Genomic DNA, 19,032 nt, shown 5'->3' with positions numbered 1-19,032 from the left:
CGACTTTCGAAGAGGCGCTTCACCACCATGTGAAGCGCCTTTTTGCTTGAATAGGGGTCCCCGCGCGGTGTTACTGAAGGCATGAGCCGCGCGTTGCGAATTCTCCTTGCTGTCGTCGTGCTTTTGGGTGGCGCCATGTCGCTACCGGCAGCGGAGAATGCACAGCTCACGCGCGGCACCGCCATCACCGATCCCGATGTCCTGCGCAAGCTCGACCAGAACGATGCGCTCACGATCTCGCGCCTGTTGTGGCCGGAGCGGAACGCGGATTTTCCGCTCACGAACGATCTGCTGTTCTCCTGGATGCCGCAGCTTGCGCCAATTCCACCGGCAATCGATGCGGAGTTCGATCGCTACATCGCAGGACACAAGGCGGCATGGCCGAGCGAGACCATCGGCGTCGGCGAAGGTTTTGACGTCCAGTTGTTCGATCGGGCCGCGCTGAAATCCCCCAACACGCGTTTCGTGCTGGCCGGCATCGTCAACCGCATGGACCGCGCCTATGTGGCGGAGGACTCCTGCGGCGAGATCCGCTTGATCTATCGGCTCACCCGTTTCGACGCCGGACCGGATGGAGCCAGGACGGCGACGCGCCTGCCGATGACGTTCAATCTGGTGATGAAGGCGCGCGATTCCCGCCAGATCGGTTCGAACGGCAAGCCGGTCACCTGCGCCGAGGTGGCGCGGCGCTGGCTCGGCAATGGCGACTGGCAGGAGCTGATCGGCGGTGGCTTCCATCCTTACGATGCCATGCTCGATCGCATCGAGACCAACATCCAGGTCTCCATCGCGCCGAAATCGGCGCTGCACGATTTCCGCTCGGACTATTTGCTCAAGGTGTTCAAGTATGATTCCGCGACGAAGACGTTCGAGGAATCGACGCTGGAGAACCAGATCGACCGCGACCGGATTTTTGCGGACAATGATCTCCGGCGCGACTTCAAGGCGTGGCTGCTCGCGCCCGACCATCTGCGCGAATTCGATCGCGGCACGGTGCTGATCCCCGAGAAATTCCTGGCCAAGGCTGCTGTCGTGCCGACACCCGCGGGCCTTGATGCCTCCGCGTTGCAGCCGGAGTTCGGCATGATGCAAGGCGAGGGCAACAGCGATCCCGTTTTCACCGACAGCGACGTGGTCGGCGCGTTGAAGCAAGCCACCGCGCGCGGTGACATGCAGAACATCCGTTCGGTCGCAGGCTTCCAGCGCCGTCTCAACGACGTCACCTGCGCCGGCTGTCACCAGACCCGCGGCATCGGCGGCTTCCATTTTCCGGGCGTGGATTGGCTCGCGGACAAGCCGTCCAATTCCACCATCGTGCCGGCCTCGCCGCATTTCCTCGGCGACCAGCTTCGCCGCCGCGACATCCTGACCGCGTTCGCGGCCGGACAGCACCCTGATTTCTCACGTGGATTTGCCAGCCGGCCGCAGGCCCGCGGCAGCCAGGAACTGGCCGGCACCGAATATCAGGACGGCTGGGGCGCGCATTGTTCCCTGCAAAATGCGGGATCGGGAACGCTCGACAAGAGTTTTACGTCGTGGAGCTGTGCCAAAGGGTTGACCTGTCAGGCCGCCGCGGCCTCGCGCCGCATCGGCATGTGCTTCATCAAGACGCGTTAGCGCGTGCACAAGCCAGACAGAGCGATTTGGATGACCCATGACGGACGCGAGCGAAGCCAACAAGGAGCGCAATCGCGAGATCGCGCGCAATGAGGAAGCCAAGCAGATCACCGGCAGCATCCGCGTCAGCATCTGGGCGGTCGCAATGGTCGTGATCGTCGGCGGGATTTTGTTCACGCTCGGCTGGCTGGAGCTGCAGTAGCTGCGCCCTCTTTCGTCATGCCCGGGCTTGTCCCGGGCATCCACGTTCTGGTTTCCGCGCTCAAGATCGTGGATGGCCGGGACAAGCCCGGCGAGGGCGAGCTATCTCCACACTGTCGTCCCGGCCTGCGCCGGGACGACGGCGGAGTGTGTAGCGCTGGCGCGCCTCTTACCCCACCGCCCCCGAACCCCGCAGCTGCTTGATCGCTGCCTCGTCGTATCCCGCTCCGCGCAAGATCTCGTCACTGTGCTCGCCGACGCCGGGCGGCTTGCGCGGCTGCACCTTCTTGGCGCCGTCGACCCAGATCGGGCTGGAGATGGTGAGCATGGTGTCGTTCTCGAACGGCACCAGCACCTCGTTGTCCAGCATCTGCTTGTCGTTCGGGATGTCGTCCAGAATGCCGACGACGCCGAACACGAGGCCATTGCCGTCGAGGATCTTGCGCCATTCGGCGAGATCCTTCGTGGCGAACACCTCGTCAAAGATCTTGATCAGCTCGACGGATCGCGCGTGGCGGTCGGGCTTGGTGGCAAAACGGGCATCGGTGATGAGGTCCTCGCGCCCCATGCAGCGCGCGAGCGTCGGCCACTGCCGGTCCTCATTGAGCAGCGACAGGATGATCCAGCGGCCGTCCTTGCACTGATAGTGGTTGGTCACGGCGTTGAGCGCGCGCTCGCGCGGGCGCCGTTCGCCGAACTTGGCGCCGCAGAGCTTTGCCTGCGCCAGCACGCTCGCCGCCCACACCCCGTTCGCCATCAAATTGGAGGCGACATGCGAGCCCTTGCCGGTCTTCTCGCGCTGATAGAGCGCGGTGACGATCGCGCTGTACAACGCCATGGCGCAGGGGTGATCGCCCATGCCGGCAACCGAGCGGGCCGGCGTGGTGTCGGTGTCGGCGCGGACGAGATCCATCAGGCCGGAGCGCGCCCAATAGGCATTGCTGTCGAAGCCGGGCTTGTTGGCCTCCTCGCCCTTTTCGCCATAGCCGGTGAAAGAGGCATAGATCAGCCGGTCGTTGAGATGGGCGAGGTGGTCATAGGTGATGCCGAGCTTGGTGCGCACCGGCGGCGGCATGTTGGTGATGAAGACGTCGGCCTCTTCGACGAGCTTGTAGAGCACCGCCTGCGCCTCCGGCTTGGAGAGGTCGAGCGCGAGGCTCTTCTTGTTGCGGGCCTCGAGCAGCCAGGCGAAATTGTGCTCGCCGGTCGGATAGCCCGGCAGGTTGGGCAGATTGCGGTAGGGGTCGCCGGCGCCGGGCGGCTCGATCTTGATGACATCGGCGCCGAAATCCGACAGCACGGTCGCGGCCGCGGGCGCTGCGATGAAGCTCGCGCAGTCCAGCACCTTCAGCCCCGCAAAAATGCCCTTGTCCATCGCGGCGTAGCTCCCTCGCTCTTGTCGTTTCCCGCGCGCTGGAATTGGCACGGGTCAGGTCTTGGCAGCATTAGACCGATGTTTCGGCGGGATGCAACGGCGGTAGGCGCAGGGCATCGCTGCAGCGATCGGCGCGTGTCCGCCACGGATCCGAAACCATCTCCCGTCACCCTGAGAGGTGCTCGTCCTGCGGTGTGCCGCAGGACGAGCCTCGAAGGGCGAGGGCCCGGCTGTATCCGGGCCGTTCATCCTTCGAGGCTCCCGGCACGATGCTTGGCATCGCGCCACTCGCACCTCAGGATGACGGAACTGATATTGCGCGGTGTTGTGAAGGCGGCTCCAGAAGCAGCCTCACTCCTCCCCCGCGAGCAGTGCAGCATTGCCGCCGGCCGCAGCCGTGTTGATCGTCACGGTCTGCTCGGTCGCGAAGCGCGCGAGGTAGTGCGGGCCGCCGGCCTTCGGGCCGGTTCCGGACAGGCCGTTGCCGCCGAACGGCTGCACGCCGACCACGGCGCCGATCATGTTGCGGTTGACGTAGATGTTGCCGACCTGGACGCGGTCGATGATCGCCTCGATGCTGTCGTCGATGCGGGAGTGGACGCCGAGCGTGAGCCCGTAGCCGGTGCGCTCGATCGCCTGCAACACGCGTTCGAGGTTCTCGGGGCGATAGCGCACGACATGCAGGATCGGGCCGAACACTTCCTCGGTGAGCTGGCCGGCCTCCTTGAGTTCGAAGATGTGCGGCGCGACGAAGCAGCCCTCGGGCGCGGGGCCGGCAAAGTGCAGCCGCGCCTCGGTCTTCATCCGCGCGATATGCGCATCGAGGCGCTGCTTGGCCTCAACGTCGATCACCGGCCCGACATGGGTTGCGACATCGGAGGGATCACCGATCTTCAATTCCCGCGCGGCGCCCGCGATCATCTCGATCATGCGGTCGGCGACGTCCTCCTGCACGAACAGGAGCCGTAGCGCCGAGCAGCGCTGGCCGGCGGAACGAAACGCCGAGGTCACGACGTCGTCGGCGACCTGCTCCGGCAGCGCGGTGGCATCGGCGATCATCGCATTGATGCCGCCGGTCTCCGCGATCAGCGGCACGATCGGCCCGTCCTTGGCCGCGAGCGTCCGGTTGATGCTGCGGGCGACCTCGGTCGAGCCGGTGAAGACGATTCCGGCGATATCGGGATGCGCGGTCAGCACGGCGCCGATGCGGCCGTCACCGATGACGAGATGCAGCGCGCTCTTCGGGATGCCGGCCTCGTGCAGCAGGGCTACGGCCTCGCGCGCGATGCGCGGCGTCTGCTCGGCGGGTTTTGCGACGACACTGTTGCCGGCCATCAGCGCTGCCGTGACCTGGCCGAGGAAGATCGCCAGCGGGAAATTCCACGGCGAGATCGCGACGAAGACGCCGCGGCCACGCATGGCGAGCGCGTTGCTCTCGCCGGTCGGGCCCGGCATCGCCGTCTCGCTGCCGAACAGCTTGCGGCCCTGTGCGGCATAGTAGCGGCAGAAGTCGGCGGCCTCGCGCAGCTCCGAGAGCGCATCGTCGAGCGTCTTGCCGCCCTCGCGCTGGAGTAGCGCGATGAAACGGGCACTGCGGCTCTCTAGCAGATGCGCGGCCTGCTCCAGCGCTGCCGCGCGCGTGCCCGCCGGCGTCCGGCTCCAGGCCGCAAAGCCCGCACGGGCGGCGGCCACCGCTGCGTTGGCCTGGTCCGGCGTTGCATCGGCGACCGGCTTGGGATCGGCTGCCGCGGCCTTGACGTCTGTCAGTAGCTGGTCGAGCGCGGCGCGCGCGCCGAACTCGACGCCGCGCGAATTGCGCCGCTCCGGCGCGAACAGATCGCAAGGGAGCGGAATCCTTGGATGGGCCGCCGCTTGCGGCCGGACGATGGCATCCGCCGGACGCTGCAACAGCGCCGGGACCGGGACGCGATAATCGGCGGCCTGCGCCACGAAGGAGGAGTTGGCGCCGTTCTCCAGCAGCCGCCGCACCAGATAGGCGAGCAGGTCGCGGTGGCTGCCGACCGGGGCATAGGTACGGTAGGCGATGTCAGGGTGGTCCTTGGCGAGCTGCTCGTAGAGCGCTTCGCCCATGCCGTGCAGCCGCTGGAATTCGAAGCCGCTGCTGCCCTCCGCCATCTCCAGCACGGTCGCGACCGTCAGCGCGTTGTGGGTGGCGAATTGCGGGAAGATGCGCGGCCGCAGGCCGAGCAGCTTCGCGGCGCAGGCGACGTAGTTCAGATCCGTCATCGCCTTGCGCGTGAACACGGGATAGCCGTCGAGCCCGCGCTCCTGGGCGCGCTTGATCTCGGTGTCCCAATAGGCGCCCTTGACCAGCCGCACCATCAGCTTGCGGTCATGGGCGCGGGCGAGCGCATCGACATAGTCGATCACCGCGCTCGCGCGCTTCTGATAGGCCTGGATCGCCAGCCCAAAACCGTCCCAGCCTCCAAGCGAGGGATCGGCCAGCGTTGCCGCGATGACGTCGAGCGACAATTCCAGCCGGTCGGCTTCCTCGGCATCGACGGTGAAGTTGAGATCATGGGCCTTGGCGCGCTGCGCCAGATCGAGCAGCTGCGGCACCAGTTCGGCCATCACGCGCGCGTGGCTGATCGCCTCGAAGCGCGGATGCAGCGCCGAGAGCTTGACGGAGATGCCGGGCCGGTCGGGCAGGGGATGGTTGCCGGCCGCCTTGCCGATGGTCTCGATCGCGCTGGCATAGGCGTCGAAATAGCGCCTGGCGTCCGCCGCGGTGCGCGCGCCTTCGCCGAGCATGTCGAAGGAGTAGCGCGTCTTCTGACCGGAGCGCGGCTTGCCCCGCTCCAGCGCCTGCTCGATGGTCTCACCCAGCACGAAATGATTGCCCATCAGCCGCATCGCCTGGCGCGTGGCGGTGCGCACCGCCGGCGCCCCTAGCCGCTTCACCAGCCGGCCGATGGTGCCGTCGGGCGTCTCGCCGGGCTGGATCACCCGCGCCGACAGGCCGAGCGCCCAGGCCGAGGCGTTGACCAGGAAGGCGGTGGACTTGGTCTCGTGATGGATGAAGTCGCCCTCGCCGAGCTTGTCCTCGATGAACTGGTCGGCGGTGTGCGCGTCCGGCACGCGCAGCAGCGCCTCGGCCAGCACCATCAGTGCGAGGCCCTCCTTGGTCGAGAGCGCGAACTCCCGCAGCATGTCCTCGACCCCGCCGAGCCGGTCGTCGCGCTTGCGGATCGCCTCGATCAGCCGCGTCGCGGTGCGATCGATCCGCGTCTCCTGCGGCGGGGATAGACGCGACGCCGGGAGGAGGCGGGCGGCGATGTCGGTGTCATCGGGCGCGTAGGGGGCGGTGAAGGGAGGCGGGATGTTCGGCATGGCGTGTCCTGTGGCTCAAATCGAGGATAAGGCCCGCGTTACCGTAGTTCGATAGACAAATTAGCCGAGTTGCCTTAGAAAATGAAGATAGATGCCATTATAGCCAGATAAAATATGGAACTTGATCGGATCGACCGGAGAATCCTCTCGATTTTGCAGGAGGATGGGCGAATCGCCAATGTGGAGCTCGCCGAACGCATCGGCTTGTCGCCGACGTCGATCGGCGAGCGGCTGAAGCGCTTGCAGCGCGAGGGCTTTGTCGAGGGCTATGGCGCGCGGCTCAATCCGCACCGGCTTGGCCTCGGGCTTCTGGTGTTCGTCGAGGTGCTGCTCGACAAGACCACGCCCGACAATTTCGAGCGCTTTGCGCGCGCGGTGAAACTCGCGCCTGAGGTCCTGGAGTGTCACATGGTTGCCGGCGGCTTCGACTATCTTGTGAAGGCGCGGCTTGCGGACATGACGGCGTATCGGCGATTCCTCGGCGAGACCCTGCTGTCGATGCCGGGCGTGCGCGAGACGCGGACCTATGCGGTGATGGAGGAGATCAAGCGCGACGCACCATTGCCGGTAGGCCCGTGAAGTGCCGTCGCGATTGTCATTGGCGTGGCGTTGAACGAGCGGCCTTCGCGGGAAAAATAGCTATCCTTGCGCAATCGCAACGCCTGTCGTCGAATGCACTGGCCGTCTTCTGAAATTTTCTTGGCCTCGCTCCCGGAGGTATTCCGGGAGGCAGCGAAACGCTGGCGGGCTTATACTTTGAGGTTTTCTGCGGAGGTCTTGCCCCGGTTTGCGATCTCTTCGTATTCAACCGTCTGTCCCTCGTTCAGGGTGGACAGACCGGCTTTCTGCACTGCCGAGATATGCACGAACACATCCTTGCCCCCCGACGCAGGCTGGATAAATCCATAACCCTTCGTCGGGTTGAACCACTTGACCGTACCTTTAGCCATCACGACTTCTCCGCGGGTCTTCCTCCGAGATCTCGAACCGCCAGTCCCCGCCAACCGGCCGGTTCGGTCCTAACAGGATACGCGGATTGTGGCAGGCTTGGTAGCTCAAACCACGTCAGCCTTTCGCCGAATTCCGCTCAACTTCGCGGCGTTTTTGCCGGTTTTGCCCGTTTCGCGGTCAATTGGCCCGCGCGCCGTCAATACGTGGTGGCCAGATAATCGACGATCTTGCCGACATCGGCATCGTCGATCGGTGCGCCATAGACCTTGATCATCTTGGTCACCTCGGCTTGCCAGAAGCCCTTCTTGTCCTTCATCGGCGGCTGCGTGTTGATGTAGTCGGCCGAGTGGCAGGCGCTGCAATTGCCCTGTACGACCTCGAGATTGGGGCCGGGCTTGAAGGCGGCGACCTCGTCGGGCGTCTTGTAGTTGATCGGCGCCGCAAATGCCGAACCCACCACGGCGGTGAGAGCGAGCGAGATGGCGAGGAGAACTGTGCGCTGCATGATCATTCTCCCCTCAGGCCACGCTGACGCGGACGGTTTCAACGACGTTGCGCAAATAACCCGCCGGGTTCCAGCGCGGCATGTCCGGCTGGGTCTCGCCGCCATTGCCGGTGGCGCGGACCTTGAGCTCGTACGAGCCGGCCGCAAGCTTCACCGGCAGCTTCCATTCACGGAACGCGTATTTGCCGAGGTCCTTGCCGAGCTTGGCATTGGTCCAGCTCTTGCCGCCGTCGGTGGAGACCGCGACGTCCTTGATGCCCTTGCCGCCGTCGAAGGCGATGCCGCGCAGCGTCGTAGCTCCTGCCTTCAGCCTGGCGCCGTCAGGCACGCTGGTGATGAAAGAGCGAATGGTGAAGCGGTTGATCGGGATGGTCGCCTTCGGCGCGGTGCCGGGCTCGACCGCATTGTTCGGGGTATCAGGAATGCGATAGGCCGACTTCATCCAGAAGCCGTCATAGACATTGTCGATGACGGTGATCTCGTTGAGGTGCTTGACCCAGTAGGTGCCGTAATAGCCGGGCACGATCAGGCGCAGCGGGAAGCCGTTGAGGAACGGCAGGTCCTCGCCGTTCATGCCGTAGGCCAGCATCACCTCGCCGTCGCTGGCGTGATCGATGTCGAGCGCCTTGATGAAGTCAGGCGTCTTGTCGCTGACCGGACCGTCCATGCCGTTGAACGTGACCTGCCTGGCGCCGCTCTGCACGCCCGCCATATCGAGCACGGTCTTCAGCGGCACGCCGCGCCAGCGCGCGCAGCCCATGGCGCCGTTGGCGAGCTGGCCGCCGGCGACACGCGGCTCGAAGAAGCCGCGGCTGTTGCCGGAGCATTGATTGACGGCGACGATCTCGGTCGCCTTCATCTTGCGGATGTCCTTGAGCGACAGCTTGAGCGGCTTGTCGACCTTGCCCTTGATCTCGAGCGTGAACTTGTCGGGGTCGAGATTGTAGGGCAGGTCGGAGAGGTGATAGCGCACGAAGAACGCGTTGTTCGGCGTGATCGGGCCGTCGTTGAACACCGCGAACGGCGTCTCGAGCTGCGGCGGCCGGCTGGTCAGGCCGATCATCGGCCGCTTCTGCGGATATTTCACCAGCGGCCGTTCGCCATTGGCGAAGGGCAGGGTGACGGTGTCGAGCGCCAGCGCTTTGGTGGAGTTCAGTGTGGCCGCCATGGCGGCAAGCCCCGCTCCTTTGAGCAGGTTGCGTCGGTCGAACATCTGGTCCCCTCCCGGAGCTTTTTCGTTGGCTCGCGGTCATCACCGCGATCCTGCGTTCATCTGTCGCAACGATGCCGATGAAGTCAATTCGTGCTTTCGCAGCAGGCCCATGTCGCTGCATTGCAGCAGGCCGGTGTTACGGCGACGTCGAGCTGTAACCGCAACGAAGGTGTGCTCCCTCGCCCCGCTCGCGGGGAGAGGGTTGGGTTGAGGGGGAGTCTCCGCGGGGACGGTGACAGTCGAGTTTGCGGAGGCTCCCCCTCACCCGGAATCCGCGCTGCGCGCGCATTCCGGCCTCTCCCCGCACGCGGGGAGAGGCGAAGAATCAGGCCGCGACGCGTTCGCCGCGCGCGACGAGCGCCGACAGCTCCCTGGCATCCGCGACCACGCGCACGGCCATCGGCTCGTCGCGGCCGCGGATCGCGACCTCCTGCTGCGGCAGCGCGTCGTCGGCAAGACCTGCGGTGCGGCGGACCTCTTCCGAGACGATGGCTTCACAGGCCAGCGTCTTGGTCATGTCCTGGAGGCGGGCGGCGACGTTGACGGCGTCGCCCAGCGCCGTGAACACGATGTGATCGCGATAGCCGATGTCGCCGATGATGACCTCGCCGCCGTGAATGCCGATGCCGAAGCGGATCGGCTGGCGCAGATCGTGGCTCAGCAGCTCGTTGAGCTCGTCGATATGCGTGGCGATGCCTGCGGCCGCTTTCAGCGCCTGCCGGCAGGCCGCTTGCGGATCTGCTGACAGCCCGAACAGCGCAAGCATGCCGTCGCCGACGAACTGGTTCGGCTGGCCGCCGTTCTCGACCACGGCCTGCGAGACCGCGCCGAGGAAGCGGTTGACGATGAAGACGGTGTCGAACGGCAGCCGCTTTTCGGCGAGCTGGGTCGAGCCGCGCATGTCCACGAACAGGCTGACGAGATAGCGCTCCTGGCCGATCCGGGCCGGCGTCGAAGCAGTCGCATTCGCCGACAGGGTGTGCGAGGTGAAGAGCTGGAAGAAGGAGAGATCCGACGTCGGCCGCAGCTGGCAGGCGAGGCGGATCGAGGGGTCGGTGGTGCCGACACGGGTGAGCACGAAGGCCTCGCGCTGTGACGGCTCGGGCAGGGCGCCATGGTCGCCGATGATGCGGATGCGGCAAGTCGAGCAGCGGGCGCGGCCGCCGCAGACGCTGGCATGCGGCACATTGTGGCGCAGGCTCGCTTCCAACACGGAGAGGCCCTTGGGGACCCGCACCGTCTTGCCGTTGCCGTAGGACAACGCGATCATGCCGCCGCGCCGCTCGCGCCAGGCGCGCACGCCGCGCGCGGCCAGCGCCAGTCCGAGCAGCCCGACATAGCCGATGATGAGGCCGCCGGTGATGCGGTCGAGCGTGTTGGCTTCCGCGACCGTGCCGACCTGGCGGCGGGTGAGATTGTGCGTGCGCCATTCCCCGTCGTCGGCTTCGACCGCGACGCTGCGGCCGCCCTGATAGACGCCGAGCAGCGCCAGCGTCGGGATCAGCACTGCGGCCGCGAGCAGATAGGGCGCGGCGCGCGTGAAGAACGGCTTGAGGCGGAGCCAGAAATAAATGCCGATGCAGCCGTGGACCCAGGCGATGATCAGCAGGATCGTCATGGTCCAGATGCGGTTCGATGCGACGAAGAACAGATAGAGTTCCTGCGGATAGAGTTTTTGGTGTCCGTACAGCGTCTGGCCGAGCCGCACGCCGATCACGTGCGCCATGACCAGGGCGGGGATGCTCAGCCCCAGCACGAGCTGGAGCGGCTCGATCGTCCGCCAGCGGAACTGGCGCCGCTGGTACAGCGCATAGATGCCGAGCCCCATATGGGTGAGCGCGGCGGTGTAGAACACGATCGCAACAGGCAGGAACTGCCAGAATGCGGTGTGGTAGTAGACCCCGACCTCCATCGCATCGACCGAGACGTTGCCGAGCGCATGGTTGAGGAAATGGCTGACCACATAGGAGAACAGGATGACGCCGCAGATGAGCCGCACCTGCCGCACGCTGGTCGCGCGGACGAGTTCGGGCATGTGGACGGGAGCGGTGGCCATGATTCGGTTGTATCAGTTCAAGAAGGAGAACAGCCAGCCTAGCGTTTAATTCCGGCGGTGGACAGTTTCCGGGATCACATGCGCGGCAAGGTTACAAAACCGTAGGGTGGGCAAAGGCGCGCTCTTGCGCGCCGTGCCCACCATCCCGCGTCCACCACCGTCGTCGTCCCGGACAAGCGCGCCCAAAGCGCGCGCCGATCCGGGACCCATTACCACCGGGAGGTGTTTGGCGAAGACTCGGAGTTACCAGCTCGTGCCACACTCCTCCCTGTGGTTATGGGTCCCGGGTCACGCTTCGCTTGCCCGGGACGACGGGGCCCCGCATTGACTCCCCCTCCCAAGTCGGGGAAAAGCGCGGCCGTGACGATCGCTCCCGACATCTCTGCGAAGCCAGACGGCGCCGAACGCCGTCTCGTCCTTGCTGCCGTGCTCGTCATCGCCGCGATGACGCTGCTGCGCATCGTCTACGCCTCCGCGATCGAGCTGCGCACCGACGAGGCCTATTACTGGACCTGGTCGAAGGAGGCGGCGCTCAGCTTCCTCGATCATCCCCCGGGCATCGCCTGGCTCATCCGTTTTGGCACTGCGATCTTCGGCGACACCGCGCTCGGTGTCCGTTTCGGCGGCATTGTCGCCATGCTGGTGACGCAACTGCTGCTCGCCGACATCGTCCGCCGCCTCACCCATGATGCGCGTGCGGTCATGATCGCGGTGCTGATGCCGGAGGCCGCGCTCTATTACGGCCTCTTGATGGCCAAGGTCGCGCCCGACGTCGCCATGATCCCGTTCGCGGTGGCGATGATGTGGTCGCTGGTGCGGCTGGCGCAGAGCGATGACGGGCGCTGGTGGCTGGCAGCGGGGCTGTTCGCCGGGCTGGCGATGCTGTCGAAATTCACCGCGGTCATGTTCGCACCGGCGGTGGCCGCTTTTCTTCTCGTGCCGGATTGGCGCTGGCGCTGGCTGCGCAGTCCTTACCCCTATCTCGCCGTGCTGGTCGCGATCGCAATGTTCTCGCCGGTGCTGATCTGGAATGCGCAGCACGACTGGGCCTCGTTCCGGTTCCAGGGCGTGCGCGCCACCGCCAATTACGGCATCTCGCTCCGCACCGTCGGTGATTACATCGGCCTGCAATTCGGTCTCGTCGGCTTCGTCATGTTGCCGGTAGTGCTGTGGGGGCTCGTGATGACGGCATGGCGCGGGTATCGTACGCGCGAGCCGGTCGCGATCCTGCTGTCGACCGCGGTGCTGGTGCCGTTTCTCTATTTCTTCATGAAATCGCTGACGCTCCGGGTCGGCGATACCTGGCCGATGTTCATGTGGCCGGTCGGCTTCGCGGCGGCGGCGGTGAACCTCGTCATGCTGTCGCGTGACACCTGGTCGGCGCGGGTAATCCGGTCGAGCCTGTTCTGGGCGAAGACGGCGATCGTCTCGGGCATCGCCTTCGTCGTCATCGTGTTCCTCTACTACGTCGCCGCGCCCTGGAATTTTCTCGGCAAGATCGATCCGATCGGCGCCGAGGCCGGCTACGAGCAGGTCGCAGCGCGCGCGCAGGCTGCGCTGGATGAGACCGGCGCGACCTGGATCGCAACCACGGACTACCGCACCTATGCCATGATGCGCTGGCTGTTCAGGGGCCGCGTGCCCGTCATCGAGATCAGCGAGCGCGGCCGCTTCCAGGATTTCCGCGATCCCGGCATGGACCGGATCAAGGGACATGCCGGCATCTATGTCGGGCGCGAGCCGGACGATCGTTTATCGCTGTGGGAGAATATCCCTGCGAAGCGCGAGCAGCTCGGTCAGGTCGAACGCCGCTGGCGCGGCGTACTGACGGATACCTACGTGCTTGAAAAGCTCACCGGCTGGACCCCGGACCTGTCTCCGCCGAAGGACTCGCCGTTGTTTCAGTGGCGGGTGCTGGCCCTTCTCTCCCTCTCCCCGCACGCGGGGAGAGGGGTGGGGTGAGGGGGACTTACTCCTCGTCCTCTTTCTTCCGCAGCAGATCCGTTGCGAGATCCGACAGCTTCGGCGGCGGTAGCGCCGCGAACGGCAGCGGGCGTGTCACCTCGATCGCGGCCAATCCGAGCCGCGCCGTCAGCAATCCGTTGAGCACGCCTTCGCCCAGCCGTTGCGACAGCTTCGCTGCAATCCCGTGGCCCAGCATCTGCTGCACCAGGCTGTCGCTCGCGGCCATGCCGCCGGTGATGGCGAGGTGGGCGATGACGTGGCGGAGCAGGCGGATCATGCCGAGCGCGCCGGGCCGGCCGCCATAGAGGTACGCAAGCTGGCGGATCAGACGCAGCGCGGCGACGAGCACGAACATCACGTCGATCGCCGCGCGGGGCGAGACCGCCGTGACGATCGAGACCTTTTGCGCGGCCGACGACACCAGCCGTCGCGCCTCCACATCCAGCGGCGACATCAATTCGCGCTCGGCGAGGCGGATCATGTCGGCGCCGTCGATGATCTCGCCGGTGTGGCTCTCCAGCGTGGCGCGGGCGCGGGCGAGCCGCGGATTCTGGTGCGCGATCTTCAGGAGGTCCTGCACGATGACGCGGCTTTCCCTGCGGTCGTCGCTGGCAAGCACTGCGGCTGCGCGCTGATGCAGCTTCTCGATCGTCGCGAGGCGCGCCAGCCCGAACGCTTCACGCCCGATCACCACCGCGAGCGCGAGCGCGGTGACGAGCGCGAAAGCGAGCCCGACGAAGCCGAGGCTTTCGCTGCGTGCAAACAAATCCTCGATCAGACGGACGACGCCGAGGCCGACGCCGAGCAGCGTCAAGCCGGCAACGCCCGACCAGAACAGCGTGCCCCAGGAAAAGCCGCGCCGCGCCGGAAGTGCCGGTTCGATCGGCACCGGCAGCGCCAGTGGATCTGGCTCCGGCGTGATCTGGATCGTGGCGCGGCTAAGCCGGCTGGTCTCGTTGGCTTCGGTGACGACGACGCCGGGATCGTCGAGGCGGAACGTCGCCGGCCGCCGCGGCGGGGATCGCTCGTTCATGAGAGCTTGTCTCCGATCAGGAACTGCAAGGCACGGTCGAGGCGGATGTGTGGCAGCGTCGGCTCGTCCGTCCCTTCGCGTTCGAGCTTTGGCGGGCGGAAGCGCAGGAAGCGGAAGTCGCTTTTCCCGGCGGCCTCGGTCGAGAGGCCGCGGAACGCATCCGTGCCGTTGAACAGCGGCTCGGGATCCAGGGGCAAGTCGCCGGGAAAGGTCGCAACCTCCGTGTTGCCGTCGAAGAACTCGCCGCCGGCGCTTTCGCCTGCGGCCGGCGTTCCCAGGATCGACGGCAGTTTGTCGCGGCCATGCGCGACCTGAGCTTCGCGCGTGGCGCGGACGGCAGCAAGCGCCACCACGTCGATCGCCGCGCCGGTATTTTCCGCGCGCGCAACCGCCTGCGTCACGGCGCGCCGCAGCACGGCCTCGAGCCGGTCGTGACTGGAATGATGCAGATGGTCCGCCTTGGTCGCCGCAAACAGGATGCGGTCGATGCGCGGCCGGAACAGGCTGGAGAGCAAGGTGCTGCGGCCGATGTTGAAGCAATCGAGAATGCCGGCGAGCGCAGCTTCGAGATCGTGCAGCGCCTCGGGTCCGGAGTTGAACGCGACGAGCGCATCGGCCAGCACAATCTGGCGATCGAGGCGCGCAAAGTGATCGCGGAAGAACGGCCGCACCACGACGTCCTTGTAGGCTTCGAAGCGGCGCACCATCATCGCCCACAGCGAGCCGTCCGGCGCCTGGCCGCCGACGGGCACGTCGAGCGCCGCAAAGGTCAGCGCCGGGGAGCCCGCGAGATTGCCGGGCATCAGGAAGCGGCCAGGCGGCAACAGGCTCATTGCAAAGCGCTCGTCGCGGCACGCGCGCAAGTAATCGGTGAAGAGCTTTGCGGCGGTCAGCGTCGCCTGCTCGTCCTCGCGCGCCTCGGGCTTGAGCGTGGCGAGGTGGGCGTGCCAGTCGGCGGCAAGATGGGCGCGTGGCGCCTCGCGCGACAGCGCAAGACTCTCCGCCGACCATTGCTCGTAGCTCTTTTGCAGCAGCGGCAGGTCGAGCAGCCACTCGCCGGGATAGTCGACGATGTCGAGCGTCAGGGTGCGGTCGGCACCGTTGTGGCGCTGATAGTCGATGACGAGCCGCAGCTCGCTGATGTCGACGGTCGAGGTCGGCCAGTGCCGTTCCTCGACCAGCGCGCGCAGATGAGTCTCATAGGCAAAGCGCGGCACGGCATCGTCCGGCTGCGGCGCGAGATGCGCGCGCGCGATCCGGCCCGAGGCATAGGCTTCGAACACCGGAAACCGGCCGCCGCGCGTCAGCCCATGGATCAGCGCGGTGATGAACACCGTCTTGCCGGCCCGCGACAGGCCGGTGACCCCGAGCCGCACCGTCGGATTGAAGAAGTGCTCGCCATAGTCGATCAGCGCCCGGGCCGACAGGCGCGCCTCTTCGACCATATCCTGGAAACTGAATGCCATGTGAACGTTAGGGGATCTCGGCGGGCGGAAAAGTGAAGCTGTTCACAAAGGTGGCAATTGCGTGGGGAAAATCAAGCTTCATACTTCCACCGCCTTTGTCGGTAAATCAGCCGATTGAACGACGCGCCGATCCCGAAAGACCCATACAACGAGAGCATTGACTCGCTTTGTGGATTGCCATGACCGTCTTCCAACTGAAACAGCTTGCATCCAATTCCGTCCATGCCGCAGCCGACGCGATCGGCTGGAACTACGACCGCGCCGAACTGATCGCCGACGGGATCATTCATGCAGTCGGTGTGTTTTCCGGTACCGTCGCCGCGACCGTTCTGGTGATGCTTGCGGTGCTTTATGCCGACGCCACCAACATCGTCGGCGTCTCGATCTATGTCGCCGGCCTGCTCTCGATGCTGGTGCTGTCGGCGAGCTATAATCTCTGGCCGGTCTCGCCGGTCAAATGGCTGCTGCGGCGCTTCGACCATTCGGCGATCTATCTCCTGATCGCCGCGACCTACACGCCGTTCATCCTGGAGCTGAAAGACAGCGTCTTCGCGCTGGTGCTGCTCGTCTGCGTCTGGTGCGTGGCGATCGTCGGTATCGTGCTGAAGCTTCGCTATCCCGGCCGGTTCGACCGCGTCGCGGTCGGTATCTACCTCGCGATGGGTTGGAGCGGCGTGATGCTCTACGACGCCGTGGTCAAGGCGCTGCCCGCGCTGGTGCTGGGCTTCATACTTGCGGGCGGGCTGCTCTACAGCTTTGGCGTGATCTTCCATGCCTGGCGGCGGCTGCGCTTCCAGAATGCGATCTGGCATGGCTTTGTCTTGGCCGGTGCGGCGTGCCATTATACCGCGGTGCTCGACCTCGTGTTGAGCTGAGCAGGACCCGCGACGCGGAATAAGCAAAGCGGTATAAGAGCGGTACAAGACAAGAGGAGACGTCGCATGCAGGTGACCGGCAAGGTCGTGGTCGTCACGGGCGGCGCAAACGGCATCGGCAAGGCGCTGTGCGAGGCATTTCACAAGGCGGGCGCAGCCAAGGTCGTCGTCGCGGACATGGACGCCGCCAACGCCAGGGCGGTCGCCGCCATGGTGGATGGCGCAGCCTTCAAATGCGATGTCGCGCAGGAGAAGGACGTCGCCCACGTCATCGAGGAGACCGAGCGGCAGTTCGGGCCGATCGAATTGTTCTGCTCCAATGCCGGCATCGGCGGCGGTTTCGATCCGATGTCGGTCAATGCCGGCGGCGCTTCCGATGAGCCGTGGCAGCGCAGCTGGGCGATCCACGTCATGGCCCATGTCTATGCGGCCCGGCATCTGGTCCCGCGGATGAAGGCGCGGGGCGGCGGCTATTTCCTCAACACGATCTCGGCCGCGGGCCTGCTGTCGCAGGTCGGCAGCCCCGCTTATTCCACCACCAAGCACGCCGCAGTGGGGTTTGCCGAAAACCTCGCGATCTCGCACAAGGCTGACAACATCAAGGTCTCGATCCTCTGCCCGCAGGGCGTCGACACCAACATGCTGCGCTCGATCCCCAAGGGCCCGCAATCCGGCGACGGCGATCTCACGCCCGAGCAGGTCGCCAGTGACGTGCTCGCGGGCCTCGCGCAGGAAACGTTCCTGATCCTGCCGCACCCCCAGGTGCTCGGCTACATGCGCAAGAAGACCGAGAACTACGACCGCTGGATCGGCGGCATGGCGAAGATCCAGGCCAGGATGCGGGAAGAGTTCGGGAAGTAGGGGAGGCTGGTGCTGCGGCTGACCCTGTCATGCCCCGCGAAAGCGGGGCATCCAGTACGCCGCGGCCTGTCGATTCAATCACAACCGTCTCGGAGTACTGGATCGCCCGGTCAAGCCGGGCGATGACACCGAGAATGGAGTTACGCCGCCGACTCCACCTCATCCTCCACCCGGCTCTGCCGCAACGCCCGGGCATAGAGCATCATTCCCTCGCGCACCGTGCGCTGCTCGGCTTCCGTCAACGCTGCCAGCGCGCCGCGCACCTGTTGGCGACCAAAGGCGTGCAGCGCCTCCAGCGTGCGCCGGCCCTTGGCCGTCAGTGACAGCAGCTTGCTGCGTGCATCTAGCTCGTCAGGCGTCTCCCTGAGCTCACCGCAATCGATCAGCTTGCGCACCAGACGGCTGACGCTGGATTTTTCCAGCCGCAGGAAATCGCCGAGCTCGCTGGAGGTCATCGGCCCGCGGATGCCGATCTCCAGAATGGTGTGCACGGCCGAGGGCGGATAGTCCGACGCCGCCACCGTCGCGTCCATGAAGCCGAGCTCACGCACCATCAGGCGCGAGGCGGCGCGGATGTCGTCGATCAGCGATAGCCCGGCCATCTTGACTCCCGACATATAGTTGTATCATACAACTATATGTGCGCAACGGCGCGCGCAAGCGTTTTGGAGTGACCCATGAGCGGAATTTTCCCGGCTGGTCAGCGGATGAGGGACAAGGTCTGCCTGGTGACCGGCGGCGGCAGCGGCATCGGCCGCGCCACGGCCTTGCGGATGGCGTCCGAGGGCGCGGCAGCGATCGTCGTTGCGGGCCGGCGCGAAGCCGAGATCGAAGCAACCGCGGCGGCATGCCGCGAGATCGGCACGGACGCGATCGCGCTCAAGACCGACATCACGCGCGAGGACGACGTGGCGCGCCTCGTCGGCACGGCTGTGAAGCGTTGCGGCCGGCTCGACGTCGCCTTCAACAATGCCGGCTTCCAGGAGCGCCGAGCGCCGCTGGAAGAGCAGGGCATGGAGATCTACGACAGCGTGTTCGACACCAATGTCCGCGCGCTGTTCCTGTGCCTGCGCCATCAATTGCCGGCGATGCTGGCGAAAGGGCGCGGCAGCATCGTCGTCAATGCCTCCGTCAGCGGCGTGCGCAATCCCAATCCCGGCTTCTCGCTGTATTCGGCGTCCAAGGCGGCGGCGATCTCGCTGACGCGCTCGGCCGCCATGGAGAACGCCCCGCGCGGCATCCGCATCAACGCCATCGCGCCCGGCCGCGTCGTCACCGACATGATGCTGCGCGCCGGTGTGGGCGATGTCGCGACGGTGAGCGCAGGCCTGCCGCTGCGGCGGATGGGGAGCCCGGAGGAAGTCGCGGAGGCCGTGGTGTGGCTGTCGTCGGATGCGTCGTCCTACGTGGTCGGGCACGTGCTGGCAGCGGATGGGGGATTTCTGGCGTCGTAATTTCGGGCGGTCGCGCCAGAAAATTCGCTGTCGTCCTGGCGAAAGCCAGGAGGTGGATTCACACTCGAAGTGCAACAGTTGAGAGGAGAAGGCCTCTGCCGGGGTTCTG

Annotated in this window: 16 protein-coding genes; 7 read left to right on the top strand and 9 right to left on the bottom strand. The window is 65.8% G+C overall.

What is annotated here, in order from left to right:
* The first annotated feature begins 81 nt into the window (after positions 1-81).
* Both XI09_RS23210 and XI09_RS23205 read left to right on the top strand, forming a co-directional pair.
* Positions 82-1,617, top strand: a complete 1,536-nt coding sequence (locus tag XI09_RS23210; protein WP_271568921.1) for a hypothetical protein — start codon at positions 82-84, stop codon at positions 1,615-1,617.
* A 37-nt stretch (positions 1,618-1,654) separates the two neighbouring features.
* Complete coding sequence (locus tag XI09_RS23205; RefSeq protein ID WP_271568920.1) at positions 1,655-1,819, top strand: hypothetical protein; 165 nt, start codon at positions 1,655-1,657, stop codon at positions 1,817-1,819.
* A 168-nt stretch (positions 1,820-1,987) separates the two neighbouring features.
* On the opposite strand, the gene XI09_RS23200 is transcribed toward XI09_RS23205, so the two are convergent.
* Together XI09_RS23200 and putA are read right to left on the bottom strand one after the other, a co-directional pair.
* Entirely contained in the window at positions 1,988-3,193 is a 1,206-nt protein-coding gene (locus XI09_RS23200; protein ID WP_271568919.1) for a CaiB/BaiF CoA transferase family protein, read from the bottom strand.
* A 351-nt stretch (positions 3,194-3,544) separates the two neighbouring features.
* Entirely contained in the window at positions 3,545-6,544 is a 3,000-nt protein-coding gene (gene putA / locus XI09_RS23195; protein WP_271568918.1) for a bifunctional proline dehydrogenase/L-glutamate gamma-semialdehyde dehydrogenase PutA, read from the bottom strand.
* Between the two features lie 114 nt (positions 6,545-6,658).
* On the opposite strand from putA, the gene XI09_RS23190 reads away from it, so the two are divergent.
* Positions 6,659-7,123, top strand: a complete 465-nt coding sequence (locus XI09_RS23190; protein WP_271568917.1) for an Lrp/AsnC ligand binding domain-containing protein — start codon at positions 6,659-6,661, stop codon at positions 7,121-7,123.
* Between the two features lie 170 nt (positions 7,124-7,293).
* Here the strand turns inward: XI09_RS23190 and XI09_RS23185 are convergent, their stop codons facing one another.
* The 4 genes from XI09_RS23185 to XI09_RS23170 form a co-directional block, all read right to left on the bottom strand.
* Complete coding sequence (locus XI09_RS23185) at positions 7,294-7,494, bottom strand: cold-shock protein (RefSeq protein WP_008563500.1); 201 nt, start codon at positions 7,492-7,494, stop codon at positions 7,294-7,296.
* 197 nt (positions 7,495-7,691) lie between these two features.
* Positions 7,692-8,000, bottom strand: a complete 309-nt coding sequence (gene sorB / locus XI09_RS23180; RefSeq protein ID WP_271568916.1) for a SorB family sulfite dehydrogenase c-type cytochrome subunit — start codon at positions 7,998-8,000, stop codon at positions 7,692-7,694.
* A gap of 13 nt (positions 8,001-8,013) precedes the next feature.
* A complete protein-coding gene (gene sorA / locus XI09_RS23175; protein WP_271568915.1) occupies positions 8,014-9,213 on the bottom strand; it encodes a SorA family sulfite dehydrogenase catalytic subunit in 1,200 nt (399 codons plus the stop codon).
* Between the two features lie 325 nt (positions 9,214-9,538).
* Positions 9,539-11,269 (bottom strand): adenylate/guanylate cyclase domain-containing protein, encoded by a 1,731-nt coding sequence (locus XI09_RS23170; protein WP_271568914.1) that lies wholly within the window; start codon positions 11,267-11,269, stop codon positions 9,539-9,541.
* A gap of 444 nt (positions 11,270-11,713) precedes the next feature.
* Between XI09_RS23170 and XI09_RS23165 the strand changes: the two genes are divergently transcribed.
* Positions 11,714-13,231, top strand: a complete 1,518-nt coding sequence (locus tag XI09_RS23165; protein WP_271568978.1) for a glycosyltransferase family 39 protein — start codon at positions 11,714-11,716, stop codon at positions 13,229-13,231.
* A 7-nt stretch (positions 13,232-13,238) separates the two neighbouring features.
* Here XI09_RS23165 and XI09_RS23160 read toward each other — a convergent pair whose 3' ends face one another.
* Together XI09_RS23160 and XI09_RS23155 are read right to left on the bottom strand one after the other, a co-directional pair.
* Positions 13,239-14,267 carry a YcjF family protein gene (locus tag XI09_RS23160; RefSeq protein WP_271568913.1) on the bottom strand — a complete coding sequence of 343 codons (1,029 nt, stop codon included), beginning with the start codon at positions 14,265-14,267 and terminating at the stop codon, positions 13,239-13,241.
* Positions 14,264-15,733, bottom strand: coding sequence for a YcjX family protein (locus XI09_RS23155; RefSeq protein ID WP_271568912.1), 1,470 nt, complete (start codon positions 15,731-15,733; stop codon positions 14,264-14,266). The genes XI09_RS23160 and XI09_RS23155 overlap by 4 nt, the downstream gene beginning before the upstream one ends.
* 179 nt (positions 15,734-15,912) lie before the next feature.
* On the opposite strand from XI09_RS23155, the gene trhA reads away from it, so the two are divergent.
* A complete protein-coding gene (gene trhA, locus XI09_RS23150) occupies positions 15,913-16,608 on the top strand; it encodes a PAQR family membrane homeostasis protein TrhA (RefSeq protein ID WP_271568911.1) in 696 nt (231 codons plus the stop codon).
* 66 nt (positions 16,609-16,674) lie between these two features.
* Entirely contained in the window at positions 16,675-17,469 is a 795-nt protein-coding gene (locus XI09_RS23145; protein ID WP_271568910.1) for an SDR family oxidoreductase, read from the top strand.
* A 140-nt stretch (positions 17,470-17,609) separates the two neighbouring features.
* On the opposite strand, the gene XI09_RS23140 is transcribed toward XI09_RS23145, so the two are convergent.
* The gene (locus XI09_RS23140; protein ID WP_271568909.1) at positions 17,610-18,071 is read right to left on the bottom strand and encodes a MarR family winged helix-turn-helix transcriptional regulator; all 462 of its coding nucleotides are present in this window, start codon (positions 18,069-18,071) and stop codon (positions 17,610-17,612) included.
* A gap of 75 nt (positions 18,072-18,146) precedes the next feature.
* Here XI09_RS23140 and XI09_RS23135 point away from each other — a divergent pair, with 75 nt between their 5' ends.
* A complete protein-coding gene (locus XI09_RS23135) occupies positions 18,147-18,923 on the top strand; it encodes an SDR family NAD(P)-dependent oxidoreductase (protein ID WP_271568908.1) in 777 nt (258 codons plus the stop codon).
* Positions 18,924-19,032: the final 109 nt, after the last annotated feature.

Origin of the sequence: Bradyrhizobium sp. CCBAU 11386 (genome assembly GCF_028128955.1) — a bacterium.
Lineage (GTDB): Bacteria > Pseudomonadota > Alphaproteobacteria > Rhizobiales > Xanthobacteraceae > Bradyrhizobium.
Note: the sequence above shows the minus strand (reverse complement) of the source record. Positions and strands in the feature narration are given on the sequence as shown.

Excerpts from the sequence above, each read along its gene's own strand:
- XI09_RS23210 (WP_271568921.1), top strand. The coding sequence starts at position 82 with ATGAGCCGCGCGTTGCGAATTCTCCTTGCTGTCGTCGTGCTTTTGGGT.
- XI09_RS23205 (WP_271568920.1), top strand. The coding sequence starts at position 1,655 with ATGACGGACGCGAGCGAAGCCAACAAGGAGCGCAATCGCGAGATCGCG.
- XI09_RS23200 (WP_271568919.1), bottom strand. The coding sequence starts at position 3,193 with ATGGACAAGGGCATTTTTGCGGGGCTGAAGGTGCTGGACTGCGCGAGC.
- putA (WP_271568918.1), bottom strand. The coding sequence starts at position 6,544 with ATGCCGAACATCCCGCCTCCCTTCACCGCCCCCTACGCGCCCGATGAC.
- XI09_RS23190 (WP_271568917.1), top strand. The coding sequence starts at position 6,659 with ATGGAACTTGATCGGATCGACCGGAGAATCCTCTCGATTTTGCAGGAG.
- XI09_RS23185 (WP_008563500.1), bottom strand. The coding sequence starts at position 7,494 with ATGGCTAAAGGTACGGTCAAGTGGTTCAACCCGACGAAGGGTTATGGA.
- sorB (WP_271568916.1), bottom strand. The coding sequence starts at position 8,000 with ATGCAGCGCACAGTTCTCCTCGCCATCTCGCTCGCTCTCACCGCCGTG.
- sorA (WP_271568915.1), bottom strand. The coding sequence starts at position 9,213 with ATGTTCGACCGACGCAACCTGCTCAAAGGAGCGGGGCTTGCCGCCATG.
- XI09_RS23170 (WP_271568914.1), bottom strand. The coding sequence starts at position 11,269 with ATGGCCACCGCTCCCGTCCACATGCCCGAACTCGTCCGCGCGACCAGC.
- XI09_RS23165 (WP_271568978.1), top strand. The coding sequence starts at position 11,714 with ATGACGCTGCTGCGCATCGTCTACGCCTCCGCGATCGAGCTGCGCACC.
- XI09_RS23160 (WP_271568913.1), bottom strand. The coding sequence starts at position 14,267 with ATGAACGAGCGATCCCCGCCGCGGCGGCCGGCGACGTTCCGCCTCGAC.
- XI09_RS23155 (WP_271568912.1), bottom strand. The coding sequence starts at position 15,733 with ATGGCATTCAGTTTCCAGGATATGGTCGAAGAGGCGCGCCTGTCGGCC.
- trhA (WP_271568911.1), top strand. The coding sequence starts at position 15,913 with ATGACCGTCTTCCAACTGAAACAGCTTGCATCCAATTCCGTCCATGCC.
- XI09_RS23145 (WP_271568910.1), top strand. The coding sequence starts at position 16,675 with ATGCAGGTGACCGGCAAGGTCGTGGTCGTCACGGGCGGCGCAAACGGC.
- XI09_RS23140 (WP_271568909.1), bottom strand. The coding sequence starts at position 18,071 with ATGGCCGGGCTATCGCTGATCGACGACATCCGCGCCGCCTCGCGCCTG.
- XI09_RS23135 (WP_271568908.1), top strand. The coding sequence starts at position 18,147 with ATGAGCGGAATTTTCCCGGCTGGTCAGCGGATGAGGGACAAGGTCTGC.